11 protein-coding genes and 1 pseudogene are annotated in these 16,286 nt (G+C 47.5%); 3 read left to right on the top strand and 9 right to left on the bottom strand.

The window, feature by feature from the left end; genetic code table 11:
• From gltB to mutY, 4 genes and pseudogenes are all read right to left on the bottom strand, one after another.
• Nucleotides 1-4,494, bottom strand: a pseudogene (gene gltB / locus A3SI_RS04725) (glutamate synthase large subunit).
• 459 nt (nt 4,495-4,953) lie between these two features.
• Nucleotides 4,954-6,297, bottom strand: a complete 1,344-nt coding sequence (gene gldE / locus A3SI_RS04715) for a gliding motility-associated protein GldE (protein ID WP_009053941.1) — start codon at nt 6,295-6,297, stop codon at nt 4,954-4,956.
• A 195-nt stretch (nt 6,298-6,492) separates the two neighbouring features.
• On the bottom strand, nt 6,493-6,975 hold the full coding sequence (locus A3SI_RS04710) for a single-stranded DNA-binding protein (RefSeq protein WP_009053939.1): 483 nt from the start codon (nt 6,973-6,975) through the stop codon (nt 6,493-6,495).
• 69 nt (nt 6,976-7,044) lie between these two features.
• A complete protein-coding gene (gene mutY, locus A3SI_RS04705) occupies nt 7,045-8,115 on the bottom strand; it encodes an A/G-specific adenine glycosylase (RefSeq protein ID WP_040670169.1) in 1,071 nt (356 codons plus the stop codon).
• A 161-nt stretch (nt 8,116-8,276) separates the two neighbouring features.
• On the opposite strand from mutY, the gene A3SI_RS04700 reads away from it, so the two are divergent.
• From A3SI_RS04700 to A3SI_RS04690, 3 genes are all read left to right on the top strand, one after another.
• The gene (locus A3SI_RS04700) at nt 8,277-8,588 is read left to right on the top strand and encodes an HU family DNA-binding protein (RefSeq protein WP_009053936.1); all 312 of its coding nucleotides are present in this window, start codon (nt 8,277-8,279) and stop codon (nt 8,586-8,588) included.
• Nucleotides 8,589-8,608: 20 nt separating this feature from the next.
• Entirely contained in the window at nt 8,609-9,274 is a 666-nt protein-coding gene (locus A3SI_RS04695) for a hypothetical protein (RefSeq protein WP_009053935.1), read from the top strand.
• 332 nt (nt 9,275-9,606) lie between these two features.
• The gene (locus A3SI_RS04690) at nt 9,607-11,178 is read left to right on the top strand and encodes an Rne/Rng family ribonuclease (RefSeq protein WP_009053934.1); all 1,572 of its coding nucleotides are present in this window, start codon (nt 9,607-9,609) and stop codon (nt 11,176-11,178) included.
• A 61-nt stretch (nt 11,179-11,239) separates the two neighbouring features.
• Here the strand turns inward: A3SI_RS04690 and A3SI_RS04685 are convergent, their stop codons facing one another.
• From A3SI_RS04685 to A3SI_RS04670, 5 genes are all read right to left on the bottom strand, one after another.
• Nucleotides 11,240-12,049, bottom strand: coding sequence for a hypothetical protein (locus A3SI_RS04685; protein ID WP_009053932.1), 810 nt, complete (start codon nt 12,047-12,049; stop codon nt 11,240-11,242).
• Nucleotides 12,050-12,793 (bottom strand): metallophosphoesterase, encoded by a 744-nt coding sequence (locus A3SI_RS04680; RefSeq protein ID WP_009053930.1) that lies wholly within the window; start codon nt 12,791-12,793, stop codon nt 12,050-12,052.
• Entirely contained in the window at nt 12,793-13,338 is a 546-nt protein-coding gene (locus A3SI_RS17150) for a fibronectin type III domain-containing protein (protein ID WP_156810167.1), read from the bottom strand. Before A3SI_RS17150 ends, A3SI_RS04680 begins: the two co-directional genes overlap by 1 nt.
• Before the next feature lie 73 nt (nt 13,339-13,411).
• Nucleotides 13,412-15,694 (bottom strand): TonB-dependent receptor, encoded by a 2,283-nt coding sequence (locus A3SI_RS04675; RefSeq protein ID WP_009053926.1) that lies wholly within the window; start codon nt 15,692-15,694, stop codon nt 13,412-13,414.
• Nucleotides 15,669-16,286 (bottom strand): carboxypeptidase-like regulatory domain-containing protein (locus A3SI_RS04670; protein WP_009053925.1); only part of this gene is annotated, 618 nt, incomplete at its 5' end. The genes A3SI_RS04670 and A3SI_RS04675, both read right to left, overlap by 26 nt.

Below are 16,286 nucleotides of genomic sequence, written 5' to 3'. Positions count from 1 at the left end.
TTACACTAATGTTTTTGATTTTTCAACTGCTCGCTTACGTAATACTTCTTTATAATCCTCGGGATTACCTTGATAAAGTCTACCTTACGTGTCTCCCAATCGTCTAAGAAAGTCTGTCCTAGAACGCTTCCTGTACCTGTTACGTGCGTCTGTAACGCTGTCTTTATCGTCACGAAATCATCTTCATTTAAGGGATCTAAATCGACCATCTCCGTATTCACGAGGTAAGTATACTCCTTCAGAATATACGCGATACCTCCACTCATACCTGCTGCAAAATTTCGGCCTATCTCCCTCTAAATTCAGCACCATACCTCCCGTCATGTACTCACAACCGTGATCTCCTATACCCTCGATCACTGTTTTCACACCCGAGTTTCGCACACAGAATCGCTCGCCTCCCTTACCATTAATATAAGCCTCACCAGAGGTAGCCCCATAAAAAGCCACATTCCCGATGATGATATTAGACTCAGCCTTGAAATTCGCATTACGACTCGGGTACACGATGAGCTTTCCTCCAGAAAGTCCTTTACCGAAGTAATCATTCGCCTCCCCTTCCAGCTCGAAACGAATACCCTTCGTTAAGAAACTACCATAACTCTGCCCAGCCGAGCCACGAAACTTGATCTGAATCGTATCCTCTGGAAGACCTGGACTTCCGTAAATCTTGGAAACCTCATGGGAAAGCATCGCCCCGACAGTACGGTCCGTGTTCTTAATCTCAAAAGAGCCTTTTACTGCTGTCGCCTGCTCCAGTGCCGGCACCGCTACTTTAAGCAGCTGCCGATCAAGTACCTTTTTCAGACCAAATTCCTGATCGATTTGCTTGTAAATCCCTACATGGTCGGGCACCTCCACCTTATGGAAAATAGGCGTAAAATCCACCTTATCCCACTTCCAATGCTGTAGGTTAGAAACCACCTTTAGCACATCGCTTTGGCCCACCATCTCATCCACTGTTCGGAATCCTAGTGAAGCCATAATCTCACGAAGATCTTCTGCCAAGAAATTGAAGTAGTTGACCACATGATCTGGATCTCCCGTGTACAGCTTACGAAGCTCTGGATTTTGGGTAGCGATACCCACAGGACAGGTATTCAGGTGACACTTCCGCATCATAATACACCCTTCTACCACAAGCGCGCCCGTAGAAACGCCCCACTCTTCAGCCCCTAAAAGCGTCGCTATAGCGATGTCCCGCCCTGTACGCATCTGTCCATCCGCTTGTAAGGTCACGCGCGAGCGCAAATTATTTTTCACCAAGGTCTGATGCGCTTCAGATAGGCCCAGCTCCCAAGGGAGACCAGCATGGCGGATAGAACTTAGAGGCGAGGCCCCTGTTCCTCCGTCAGCACCTGAAATCAAGATTACGTCGGACTGTGCCTTTGCCACACCAGCGGCCACCGTACCTACTCCCGCCTGAGAAACAAGCTTCACATTAATACGTGCCTTACGATTCGCGTTTTTCAAATCATAAATAAGCTGCGCTAAATCCTCGATAGAGTAGATATCATGATGTGGGGGAGGGGAAATCAATCCTACTCCTGGCGTACTGTGACGCACGCGACCAATCCACTCATCTACTTTATGCCCAGGAAGCTGTCCACCCTCTCCAGGTTTCGCCCCCTGCGCCATTTTAATTTGAATCTCATCCGCATTCGCCAGATAATTACTCGTCACACCGAAACGACCCGAAGCCACCTGCTTGATGGCAGAACGCTCCCAGTCACCGTTAGGCTTGCGCTCAAAACGTATTTCATCTTCACCTCCTTCACCACTATTACTCTTCGCACCGATACGATTCATCGCGATCGCAAGCGTGGTATGAGCCTCATGCGAAATAGAACCGAAAGACATCGCTCCCGTCGCAAAACGACGCATAATCGAACTAGCCGGCTCCACTTCTTCTACCGGTATCGCGATACGCTTCTTAAACTCAAACAAACCTCGCAGCGTAAGCGCATCGCGTGTCTGATCATTAATCTTTTGAGCGAACTTCTTATAGAGATTAAAATCCCCTAAACGGGTAGATTTCTGTAAGAGGTGAATCGTTTCTGGGTTAAACAAGTGCTTCTCTCCTCGCCGCTTCCACTGATAAACACCTCCGGTTTCTAACACCGGACCACTTCCCTTAAAAGCTGCGCGATGGCGAATGAGCACCTCTTCTGCTAACTCATCGAAGCTAATACCCGAAATCCTGCTGATCGTACCCTTAAAGCAGCGATCGATAACCTCTGGCCCTAAGCCGATAGCCTCGAATATTTGCGCCCCCTGATAGGACTGCAAAGTGGAAATGCCCATCTTCGAAAGTACCTTTAACAGCCCTTTGCCGATGGCATACTGATAGTTTTTAAACAGCGTTTCCTGAGGAAGAGACTCTCCGCCCAGCTGCCCTTTTTCATTTAAATCCTTAAGGGTCTCTAAAGCAAGGTAGGGGTTGATAGCACTCGCACCATAACCGATTGCCGTGGCAAAATGATGGGTCTCACGAATGTCTCCTGACTGGAGCACTAAGCCCGCACGCGTACGTAATTTTTTCTTTACCAAATGATGGTGGACCGCACCTATAGCTAATAAACTAGGAATCGGTGCATGCCCCTCATCACAATTTCGATCCGAGATGATAATGATGTTTTTACAATCATAAATCGCTGCTTCCGCTTCAGCACACAGTTGATCCAGCGCCTGTAAAAGCCTTCCTGGCTCATGATCTGCCACGAAAAGTGCCTTCAGCGTGATGCTTCTGTACCCCTCTCCTTCTAAATGGTATAGTTTTTCTAAATCTTCATTTAATAAAACAGGCTGCGAAATGTGTATCTGCTTCGCGTGCCTTGGACTTTCGTCCAAAATATTATGACTCTCTCCGATACGCGTAAATAACGACATGACCAGTCGCTCTCGAATCGGGTCGATAGGTGGATTACTCACCTGCGCAAAAAGCTGCTTAAAATAATTTGAAATGTGTTGACTCTGTTTAGAAAGTACTGCCAGTGGTGTATCCGCACCCATGGATCCGATAGCTTCCTGTCCACTTTGGCCCATAGGGGCCAAAACCACCCGCAACTCTTCCGCTGTATAGCCATAAGCCGTCTGACGCATTTTTAGGCGATCCAGCGCATACGGGAACTTCAGTTTCTCAGGCGGGGCGATGAGCCTCAATTTCAGACGCTGCTCATTTATCCAGGTCTCATACGGCTTATTCGCGGTGACCAGCTGCTTCACCTCTTCATCGAACATGAGCTTGCCCTTACCGAGATCCACATACAGCATGCGACCCGGAGAAATCCGACCTTTTTCTAAGACCGTAGCCTCTCGAACAGGCAAGGCACCCACCTCGGAAGAAATTATAAGTCGATCGTCACTCGTCGTTAAATAGCGCAGTGGTCGCAACCCGTTTCGATCTAGAGTCGCACCGATCGTCTTCCCATCTGTAAACAAAAGTGCCGCAGGACCATCCCAAGGCTCCATCATGGAGGCATGGAATTTATAAAAAGCCTTACGATCCTTATCCATCAGATGATTATCCTGCCAGGCTTCAGGCACCAGCATCATCATCACATGCGGGAGTGAGCGGCCGCTCAGCGCCAATAGCTCCACCAGTGCGTCGAGGTTCGCAGAATCAGAATTCTGCTTATTCGTAACCGGAAGTAGCTTGGCGATCTCCTCGTCCGTGAAGTTTACCGAGCGCATCAGCGACTCCTTCGATTTCATCTTATTCAGGTTCCCCCGAATCGTATTGATTTCCCCATTATGGGATAAAAAGCGGAAAGGCTGCGCTAAGCGCCAGTTTGGAAAGGTATTCGTACTGAAACGCGAATGCACCACCGCTAATGCGGAAGCGATTTTGTTGTTTTGGAGATCCTTATAGAAGGGTAAAACCTGATCCGTTCGAAGCTGTCCTTTATAAATAAGTGTAAACGCACTGAAACTAGCGAAATAAAAGGCATTATTGACCCCTGGAATTTGCTTATTGATCACATGCGTCGCATCATTACGCAGGACATACAGCTTACGCTCGAGGTCGATATCTTGTAACCCATCCTTATGCGTAACGAATACCTGCTCGATATTCGGCATCACTTCTAAAGCACCAGAACCCGGCACTGTTTCGTCTACGGGCACCTGTCGATAGCCTAGAAGTTTAAAGCCATGCTGCTTGATAAGTCCGTTAAACTGCTCCTTCGACTTCTTATATAATTGTGCATTGCGAGGGAAAAACACCATCCCCACACCGTAGCGGCCAGCATCGGGAAGCGTGATGCCCGAACGCTGCGTGACCTCTGCTAAAAAACTATGAGGAATCTGTATGAGAATGCCCGCGCCATCTCCCGTCTTAGGATCTGCCCCTCTACCACCGCGGTGCTCCATGTTGCTCAGCATGAATAAGGCATCGCTAATCGTCTCGTGGGTTTTTACTCCTTTCACGTTAACGACAGCCCCTATCCCACAAGCGTCATGCTCGAATTCCGAACGATATAATCCTGTATTCATTTTCAAAATAGGTTGTTAATTTCAATTTGAGTTGCTGAATATACAAAAAATATTTGACAATTTTAAATTAAAAGCAAGAAACACCCCCTTTTTGTAGACGAAAATATACAGAACAGCCCCTTCCTTTACCAAAAACCCAAAGGAAAAACAGAGGAATAGCAAGCCAATTTTTCCACCAGACACAAAAAAATCAGAAAACACACATAAATTTTAAACTGAAATCACGCATCCCTACACAAAAAACAGGTAAATAGGCTTGTTTTTAAACTTATACCAAATTAACACTTTGACTAGAAAAAAACACCACAAAGCCGAAAAAAATATTAGGAACACCTCACAAATCGACAGCGGTTTCTTCTTTTCCCATAGATTCATTGGGGAAAAAACCTGCAGGTCAAAATATTTTTATTTAATCTAAAAAAAGAGAGGGATAACAGTTGAAATACCCTGACTATCCGCTTAATCCTCGAAGTCCGGAGGAGTGACCGGCCGAAGTACTTTGACCTTTATTTTGTTAATCTTTCGATCATCTCGACCCACCACCGTGAACTGCATAAACGCATGCTCTAAAGTAGTACCTGGTTTAGGAAAATGTCCATACATCTCCAGCAATAGGCCTGCTAAAGACTCACTTTCTCCCTTTACATCATCGAAGACCTGAGTATCGACTCCTAACTTTTTACAAAAATCATTTAAAGACAGCTTACCTTCGACCACGTACGTATCATTACCTAAATCCTTAAAGAAAAAGTCCTCGCCCTCATCGAATTCGTCATTGATTTCCCCGATAATCTCCTCTATCAGGTCTTCTAAAGTCACGAGACCCGAAGTACCCCCATATTCATCAACTACGATCGCCATGTGCACCCGTTTCTGCTGAAAATCCTTTAAAAGACTATCCACCTTCTTGTTCTCTGGCACAAAATAACTTTTGCGCAGCAACTTCACCCACTCAAAATCCGGAGCCTCCTGTAAATGGGGAAGTAAATCTTTAATATACAAAATACCTGAAATCTGATCGATGGTCTCATGGTATACGGGAATCCTAGAAAAACCACTCTCTCGAATAATTTCCAGCAGCTCAGAAAAAGGGGTATCGTCCTCTAATGCAGTAATTTCCATCCGAGAACGCATCACCTGCTTAACCGTTAAAGCCCCGAAGTTGACGATTCCTTTTAAGATTTCCTTTTCATTATCCGTCGTATCTTGTGTCGTAATCTCTAGCGCTTGGTTTAACTCCTCACGCGTTATGGCCGCACTTCTTTTCTCCACCCGCCCCTGAATCAGTCGGCCGAGGGACATCAAAAAGAGCGAAAGGGGCTTTAAAACCCAGCTACTCGCCGCCAAAAAAGGAGCCATCACTCGGGCAAACGGGATTCTGGCCCGGGTGGCATACACTTTCGGAACGATCTCACCGAAAAAAACGATGGCGAAGGTAACTCCTACCGTTTGAGCCACTATAATAACTAAGCCAGAGGTGGTGCTCCCGAAAATCTCCCAAAGAAAAAAGGTGCTTAGCGTGACCATCCCGATATTAATCAGATTATTCAGAATTAATATCGTGCTCAGCAAACGCTGCGGATCTCCCAGCAGCGAAATAATCTTTTCCGACTTACCATCCCCTTGCTCACGAACTTCAGCTAAGTCATCTGAACTCAAAGAAAAAAAGGCTACCTCAGAACCCGACACGAGCCCAGAAGCGATGAGTAAAAGCACAAAGAGAGAAAGGTTACCTAGAAGATAACTGATGGGTAAAGTCGATATACTATCTAAAAAAAGCCAACTCGGATAGGGGTCGTCCATAGAGGTACAAACATTTTCACCACAAAATTAACACTAATTTCAGTACATAGGCATGAAGACAGCTGAAATCACGCTAAAAATATGCGCATAGCTGGCGTTTTTCTCTTTTGAATCCATCCAGCTATGCGCATGAGCGCTATTTATCGCTATATGCTTAGACGACAACTTATAATACCTTGCCCGCCAACAGACCGCTTAGAAAGGCAAGTCATCGTCTCCACCATCAAAATCGGGACTAGGGCCAGCATTACTTGGGCCCGCCTGCTGCATGGGAGGAGTGCTAGGGGGTATCTGTTGGTTGCTTCGCTGCGGTGCTGAGGCACCTCCCCCCATACCACCGCCCTCAGGGCGACCATCTAACATCGTCATGCTCAGCACGCGAATCTTCGTCTTTTTACGATTATTTCCTTCCTGATCCGTCCAAGAATCCGTCTTGATCTTACCCTCCACAAAAATCTTACTGCCTTTTCGCAAATACTGCTCTGCGATTCGAGCCAGCCCATCCCAAAGTTCCAAGTCATGCCACTCGGTACTTTCCATGCGCTGCCCATTTCGATCTCGGTAACTCTCAGATGTCGCCAGACTACAGTTGGCAACCACTTTATCCCCTTCAAGGTGACGTACTTCAGGATCTTGCCCTAAATTTCCAACTAAAATAACTTTATTTACTCCTGCCATAATGCTATATAGATAAGTTCTGCGATAAGCGGCATGCCTGCCCTCGGGAGCTCAGCCCCCTTCCACGTGTTAAAGATAGGGAAATTTCAGCAGCTCTAAAAACTTACTCACCAGGACGGGCTTGCCGAACTTAGGCACATCGCACTCAGAAACAAGCAGATAAGACTTTGGTGCAGCCCACTCCCGAAGTGAATTTAAGTACTTCTCCTCCAGCTCGATCGCCACACAGCGGGCGAAAAGGCGCTGATGGGAAAGCAGATGCTTCACTGTACCCTCTGGAAACTCCAGCCGCTGTACAGGCAGATTCCAGCCCTCCGGCAGCAGTGGTTCCTCTGGGAGCTCCTCCATCTCCCGAAGCGGAAGTTCATACAGGCCCTCCCAGATGTCCCCTGCCCCTCTTTTACTCAGCAGCACCTGCCCTGCACAGCGAATAAAGCTATAATAGAAAAAGCGCTCCCGAACCTTCACCTTACCTGATTTAACAGGCAGTGCCGTCACTTGTCCATGCTGAAACGCATAACAGGCAGCCTGTAGCGGACAGTGCATGCACCCTGGGTCTTTCGGGCTACACTGTAGCGAACCGAACTCCATAATCGCCTGATTAAATAGGCCTGGATCTGTCCCCTGCATCAGCTCCCTGGCCGCCTGTTCGAACACCTTATAAGTAGATGGCCGGCTGATGTCCTCCTGAATTCCTAGGTACCGGGCGAGTACACGGTACACATTTCCGTCTACTACGGGGGCGGCTTCGCCAAAGGCAAAGGAGGCGATAGCGGCCGCGGTGTAGGGGCCTATTCCGGGCAGGCGACGCAGTGCCGCAGCCGTAGCGGGAAATTCGCCATGATGCTTCTCCACCACCTCTTGAGCACAGCGGTGCAAATTACGGGCGCGACTATAATAGCCTAAACCCTGCCAGAGTCGGAGCACCTCGTCTTCTGGGGCGGCGGCGAGCGCAAAGACATCGGGAAAAGCAGCCACGAATTTCTCGAAATAAGGAAGCCCTTGGGCCACACGGGTTTGTTGTAAAATGACCTCAGAAAGCCAAATGAAATAAGGGGATCGGGTGTTTCTCCATGGCAAATCTCTTTTATGAAGAGTGTACCAAGGGATTAGTTTAGAGGCAAAGTTGCTGATAATCAAAATCTTTTGAAATTAAATTTGTCGGTTTTTTCCCTTAAATGGAATCTAATTTTAGGGATTTTGTTTTTAAATTGAAATGCTTGGTGTATTTTTGCAGTCCCAAAATTAGTTGGTTAATAGGTTGTTAAGCTTATTCAAGAAAAATTTAAATTCATTTAACAGTGACTAAAGCAGAAGTAATCGCCAAAATTTCGGAGAAAACCGGAATCCAGAAAGATGACGTAACAGAAACCATCGAAGCTTTCTTCAAGGTGGTAAAGGACTCCATGGCCGAAGGGGAGAATATTTACGTCAGAGGTTTTGGAAGCTTTATCAACAAGAAAAGAGCTAAAAAAATCGCCCGTAATATTTCGAAGAACACTGCTATCGTGATCGACGAGCACTATGTGCCAGCCTTCAAGCCATCTAAGGTTTTCATCGAGAAAATCAAGGGAAGCAAAAAAATCAAGGAGGAGTTAGCACCTACTGAGTAAAATTTACGTGTAGTAATCGTATGAAAAAGCCACAAATTCAAATCATCGGACTCGTTTCAGCGGCGGTAGTTACTGTCGGAATATTATATGCCCTCCCTCGTGTGGTGGTGGATAATGAAAGTGAGGAGAACTTTGAACAGGTGGCAGCTTCTTCTGAATCGGCTAGTACCCCAGCAGATATGCACGGCGCCGAAATGGACGCCAGCACCCGAAAGCGCATGGATGAGCTAAAAGCTAGCCTACAAACAGAAGAAAATAAGGAAAGATTTCTTACATTTGCTGATTCGCTCGCTGTACTGTACACACGCTACGGAAAATTCGATTCCGCGGCCTATGTATTAGGCGGAGCAGCAGAAAAATTTCCTGCCTTCCCGCAGCACGTAGCAGCAGGGGAAGCCTATTATGAAGCCTATACCTTCGCGCTAAACGAGCAGAAAGTACAGGCTTTGGCCACTGAAACCCGTAAGTTCTTAGGCATGGCACTAGAAGAGCAGCCGAAAAGAACAGATTTAAAAACGAAGGTGGCGATGACCTATGTTTCTTCTTCTAATCCGATGCAGGGCATTACGATGCTACGCGAAATATTAGAGGAGGATCCGATGAACGAAGACGCCTGTATAACATGGGAATCTTATCCATGCAGTCTGGACAGTATCGACGCGCCGCGGAGCGCTTCGAGGAATTAACTAACTACTATCCAGACACTTACAGGGCAGTTTTATCTTGGGATCAGTTACTTCGAGAGTAACCAAAAAAAATAAAGCGAAAAAACAGTTTGATCGTGTAAGTGAGATGACAGATGATCCTGTTATTCTATCTGGCATTCAAAGTTACCGAGACAGACTATAAATGTATTATTAACCTTTAAACACATACGAATATGCCTTGTGGTAAAAAAAGAAAAAGACATAAGATCGCTACGCACAAGCGTAAGAAGAGACTTAGAAAGAACAGACACAAGAAGAAGTAATACACTTCTTCTTGTTTAAGTTTTTTTAGACACTTAACATGATGAACTTTGAGCAGTGAATTAGTCATTGATTCATCTCAAGGAGAAAGTCGAATCGCCCTACTTAAAGACAAAAGCCTCGTCGAGCTGCATGCAGATGGTGAAGGCAATAAGTTTAAAGTAGGCGATATTTATTTAGGCACCGTAAAAAAGATCGTAAATGGCTTAAATGCAGCGTTTATCGATGTAGGCTATGAAAAAGATGCTTTTTTACACTATCAGGATCTCGGTCCACAGATAAATAGCTTAAATAAATATACGAAACAACTTCGGGCTAATGCGAAACAATCGCAGAGCCTGAAGGGATTCGAACTGGAGCCGGATATCGAAAAGCTTGGGAAAATTTCCAATGTCCTTTCACGAAATCAACAAATCCTCGTTCAGGTGGTGAAAGAACCCATCTCGACGAAAGGGCCCCGACTTTCTTGTGAGCTCTCCATAGCGGGACGCTATTTGGTTTTAGTGCCTTTTTCGAATACCGTAAACGTCTCTAAGAAGATACGTAGCGCGGAAGAAAGGAAGCGACTCGTTCGCCTTATCACTTCCATAAAGCCGAGTAACTTCGGCGTCATTATCCGCACAGTAGCAGATGGACAGTCTGTTACAGAATTGGATAAAGACCTCAGAAACCTCGTGGATATCTGGGATAAGGGAATGGAAAAGCTTCCTAAAGCGAAAAATAGGGATAAAATCGTGGGAGAGATGAGCATGGCCTCTTCGATTATAAGAGACTTGCTAAATGAATCTTTCGATGCAATCACCGTAGAAGAAGAATCTACATTCAATCAAATTCGGTCTTACATCAAGACCATTGCCCCTGAGAAGGAAAAAATTGTCAAGCTTTACTCGGGTAAAGCGAAGCTCTTTGAAAGTTTTGGAATAGAAAAGCAGATTAAAAGCTTGTTCGGGCAAACAGTCAGCCTCCCACAAGGAGGTTACCTGATCATCGAACATACAGAAGCCCTGCATGTAGTCGACGTTAATAGCGGAAATAAGTCTAACCAAGAAAGCGACCAAGAAACTACTGCCTTAAAGACGAACCTCGTCGCAGTAAAAGAAGTCGCTAGACAGCTCAGACTACGGGATATGGGTGGCATTATCGTCATCGACTTTATCGACATGAAAAAGGCCGATAATAAAAAGGCCATCTTCGATGCCATGAAAGACGAAATGCGCGGTGATCGATCCAAGCATACCATTCTGCCACTTACAAAATTTGGACTGATGCAAATCACCAGACAGCGCGTCCGTCCTGAAGTGAACATTGTTACCAAGGAAATTTGCCCTGCCTGTAATGGCACCGGTAAAATCCAAGCCTCTATTCTGGTGGCAGACCGATTAGAGAAAGACCTAGAACATATCGCTACTATCCAAAACGCTTCCAATATCTCCATCGGATTACACCCTTATCTGCATGCTTATTTCAGTAAAGGGATACTTTCGAAACGTGTGAAGTGGTTTTTGAAATACTTCAAATGGGTAAAACTGATTCAAGATTCCTCCCTACCAGTGACGGAGTACAGATTCTTAGATGAGTCTGGAGAAGAAATAGAACTAAATGTTAAAAACGAGGCTGAATAGCCTCGTTTTTTTTATCCCTATGCAGCTCTCCCTACATCCTCTAATCCGTCTCAGCACGAATTTAATCCCCCGCCGACAGCTTCGCGTCCCCTTCTGAACTTCGGAAATGAAAAGTCAGCAGCCAGAGCAACAGAGGCCCTAGAAAATTTAAACTGCGTAAAAGCACCTGTGGATACTGCGCTAAACCCAGCTCTGTAAGCCGTGAAAAGGCGGTCAAAAGCCCCCAGAAGGCCATCCAAAACAGTACCCCTCTCCAGGGTCGAACCAGGACCCACACCGCTACCAGCACGTCTACCACTCCGATAATCCGCAAGAGTTGTACAGCTTGCGCCTCACGTAAACGAAACCCAAACTGCCGCGCTGTTCCGATCAGATAATCGATAAAATGTGGATGCTGGTACAAGGCCTCCAAGCCATGTGAGAAAAAGGTTAGCCCTAAGCCTACCCGAAGCACCCATGCGGATACTTTGGGGTACCCCCACACCCAAAACACAAAGGCCGGATAACTGAGCATCCGGATCGCCTGCGTGAAAAAGGCCCATTCCGTAAAATGTGCCCCTCCCTGATACCAGGTCATATACGTAACCAGCACCTGCAAGCACCCCAAAATGACCGCCAAAACCACGGTCGGACGCAGCAGCCAAAATATAGCCACCCCCAAGTGCAAATAGGCGAGCACCACATCCACCTGACGACTCTGTGCCTGCTCCCAGCCGCGATCTAAAAACAGGTAAGCCTCCAAGCTGCTTCCCGCTCGGAAATAGAAGTATAGCCCTACACACTGCAGCGCCAGCGCTACCCGAAAAAGTAGCTCCACCGGTAGCCGTTTAGACTCCGAAAGGCCAAGCCAAGCACGAACGCCTCCATACATTTATCGGGTACGCGGCACGCGACTGTAGTGATCGAGTGTATCACCTTCCATGCCGAACGCCGTTATCTGAAGCCGATCACCATCTGCACGTAGCACATGCACATTATGCGCACTCGTAGCGAAGCCTGGCTCCTGAATAAACCAGCGGCTCGTATCCGGAACCCGCTGCGGAACCCCTAAGCCCCCCTCGCCGATGTACACGATGCCAGAAGCATCCGGCTTATTATTCCGAATCGGCAGGGTGCGCTTCAGCGTATGCCCATCCGACTCGAGCGCTAAATCGATATTGTGACGCTCGAATAGAGGCACCCAGTTATCGCGTACCCGCTTAAAAGGCGCCGCATTCACATCCTTATGCACCGGATAGGCCGGACGGTGATAATTAGCCACCAGCCAGCGCTGCCGTGGGCGCTCCCGCGCCAAAGCCTCCTCCAACCAGTCGTACTGATCTCCCGCCACGGATATCTCCGTGTTCATGGTCAGCAGGTGAAACTGTGCGCTAAACTGCGTACCGAAATAGTACCCCGATCCGCTGCCCGAGCTAGGACTTCCGATATAAAAATTTTCCTCGAAACCCACCTGCATGTCATGATTACCCCGAGAAAGTATAAGAGGCAAAATCCGACCATCACTCCCTTTACATAGCTCCTGGTCTTCGAACCACCAGTACAGATGCATCCAGTTAGCCGTACTACCATAATCGGCCCCATGTACGAAAGCTAAAATCTCCGGATTATCCTCCATCAAGCCCGAATCCTACGGTTCATCGCCTGCCGATCCACATGTGGACGCAGCCCTGCATAGCGCGGCTTATCTCCCCCCATGCGCGAATCTCCTCCCCACATAAACGCTACCGGCCGATCGACCTGCGAGGCGGTCAGGAAATAATACTCCTCCGAAAGCTGCCCGTCCACCTGAATCCGAAAATAATAGCGCGTATCCGGCTGCAAGCCTTTCAGCTCAGCATGGTGGTAAAAGCCCCTAGGCAGATCCGCAAACTCCCGATCTTCCGACGTCATCGTGATGGCACCCTGACGAAGAGGCTTTTGCGCCAGCGCAAAACGCTCCGCGCTAATCCCTGGTTTCGTATCCACTAACACACGGGCCTCCTTACCCTGAGCATGGAGTGTGGTCCAAGAAATAATGGCCTCCGTGGCAGGCCGCTCCACCCAAATCACCCGCGCATGTCGGATTTCCAAGTTCTTCGCTGGCGAAAAAAATGCACTCAGCCCGAAAAGCACTAGGAAAGAAAGCAAACCTGCTAGCAGATGTGTACGTCGTTTATTCATAGTAAAGAAATTAATTCCGCTCACCAAGTTACTACCTGATGAGCGGAAATACTTTATAAATTATACCGTAGCCCTATATGCCCCCACCAAGAGTGAAAGGAGGCTCTGTATGGATACACCGGCTGCCAAAATAATGGACATGAGAGGAATTGGTTAGATTATTCAAATTAATAAAACTTGAAAAATGCTTACTAATGCGCTGCGAAGCCGTAAAGTCCAGCTGCCCGATAGAGGCAAAATACCGATCTAAAAACAGCTCACCGCGCTCCTGAATAGAAGGGGCACTGGTACTGCCGCCTACACTATGCAGCCAGGTATCCCGCCAGTTATAAGAAAGCTGCGCAGAAAACCCGCCCTTGTCATACTGTAGCGCTACATTATACACGTGTGGGGTCTGAAGAGGAAGCGGAATACGACGCTCATTAGGCACGATGATCTTAGCCTCGGAACGGCTATAGGTATAATTCGCGTAAATCCCGAAATTACTTAAGAAGCCGGGCAGGAAGTCTAACTTTTGCTGCCAAGCTAACTCGATTCCGTAAACAAAGGCCTCTTCACCATTAAGCGGAGTGATGAGCTGATAGCCATCAAACTCACTACCATCCTGAATAAACAGCGTCTCGTTATAGATGAAATCGTTTAGCTTTTTATAGTAAGCGCCCACCGAAAGCACCCCCACATTTTGAAAATAATTTTCGAACATCAGGTCCACATTATGTGCGCGGGAAGGCATCAGGTCCGGGTTCCCTGTCAAAATCACCTGATTATCTTCATTCACCACGCGGTAAGGCACTAAATCGGAAAACATCGGGCGCGCGATCGTATTCGTGTAAGCGAAGCGAATATTCGCATCTCTTGAAATCGCATACCGCAGGTTCATCATCGGAAAAAGATTAAAATAGTTGATGGCATCATTCCGCACCTCTTCCGTCCGTGCATAGTTACCTTCCGCATCGAAAAAAACCTCATTTCCGACGTAGGCATTGTCTACCTGTTCGGCCCGTAGGCCAAAGTTGGCGCTGAACTTACCTACCGTATAATCTGTCATCACATAGGCAGCAAAAATATTTTCCACAGCGCGGTAGTTATTAGGGTCTGATGAGCTACGTGTTCGGTTCTCATCCAAACCAAAACGCGCCTCATTTTCATTAAAGAAGGCTTTACCCCGTTCCCAGTCGATCTGTCCGTTAATCGGATAACGGCCCCCTATCAGATTCCGATCTAAGGGCGCATATAAATCGGCCATGGTTAGGCGACCATCAAATGAAGTCCAGCGCTGCTCCAGCATCTCTCGCTGCTTCACCTTTTGCCAAGCCTTAGCGCCCACTTTAAAATAACCTCTTCCGGATCCGAGCAAGTACGGCGTCTTCAAGTTTATCGTCGCGAACAAATCCGTATCCCGCACTTCATCCCTTCTGCGCTCATAATAGCGTAAGTTCATTTGTTCCATATCAGAAAGATCCACCTCGTTACTTACTGTAGCCGACCCAAACTGTCTGTTCGAAATGTCATAACTAAAATTCGGTCTTCCAGCATGACGGAAGGCATAATACTCACGCAGGGGCACCTGAAATGTACCATAGGAGTAGCCCACATTGTAATCCAAAGTGCTTTTCCCGATATCTTGCTGACCGCCCGCATTTAAACTGATCAAGTTCGTAATGCGGTTATACTCACGCAGCACTTTTTCATAGCGCCCGCGCTCCACCTGACCCGGAGCGACGAAATTCCCTGCACTTAAGCCTAGGCGCGCATCGTTTCTCACCTCATACTCGTCGTAATTGTTGTAAACAGCTCGAAAATACATGCTCGAGCGATCTGAAATGGTATAATCTACCTGTCCTCCTATACCGATTCGACGTCTCTCCGTCTCATAAAATGAGGGCCGTAGTCCGGCCAAAACATCCTGTGGTCCCTGACCATAATCCTGAACCCCCCAGTCATGCCGGATATCCTCCGTCGCTCTGTTATCCTGCTGAAACGTACCGCTGAGCACAAAGTCCCATTTGCCCAGACGCTGACTGTAAGTAGCAGATGACAACCACTGCGGACGACCAGACATGTGGTTATAGCCCGTGGCAGCTGATGCTTTAAAGAGCACACTATCGCCTACAGGTCGAGTAGTCAATAAATTAATCGACCCACTGGTAGCATCTGCATCCATGTCCGCGGTCACAGACTTGACGACCTCCATGGAGCTAATCATGCCGATCGGAATAATCGCTGTATTCGTTTCTCGATCCGTTTCGCCAGTAGAAGCCACGCGCTGCCCATTTAAGGTTACGGTATGAAAACTAGAATTAAGCCCCCGAATCATTACCGACTGCGCTTCACCACGCTGAGGTTCTGTAACCACACCGCACCCGCTTGATCGCCTCTGTTACATTTAAATCTGGAAAGCGCTCCATCTGCTCATATGCCACTACATTTTTCATGTTAAGTGCCTCCTTTTGCACGCTGAGTGCACGAGACTGCCCCTTGCGGAAGCCCACAATAGTAATTTCCTGAAGCTCGTCGAAAGCTGCTTTCAGGCGAACAGTAAGCGATTCTGCCGCATCTCTGCGAATTAAAACTTCTTCAGCCGTGGTCGCATAGCCCATGTACGAAAAGAGTAAAAGCTGTGGCCCTTCAGGAATATTTTGTAATCGGTAGCTGCCATTGATATCTGTGACAGTCCCCACAGTCCCCGAGACAGTTTCTACTCGAATGGTCACCCCCACTAAGGGCTCCCCGGAAACAGCGTCGAACACGCGGCCGCGCACTTCCCCCTTTTCCAACTCTTGCATTTTCACATGCTGTGCCGGTACCACGATTACGCGCTCGCGGATTTGGCGAAAGCTATGCCCCGTCTGTGCAGAAACCTGTTCTAGCATTTCCCCTAAGGACTGTGCCTCAGTATCGAGCTGCACGGCTGCACGAAGATCTACACGGTCAGTACTGAAACGAAW

The sequence above is a fragment of the Nitritalea halalkaliphila LW7 genome (assembly GCF_000265075.1).
GTDB lineage: Bacteria > Bacteroidota > Bacteroidia > Cytophagales > Cyclobacteriaceae > Nitritalea > Nitritalea halalkaliphila.
The sequence above is the reverse complement of the archived record's forward strand: the minus strand, read 5'-3'. Positions and strand labels throughout refer to the sequence as shown.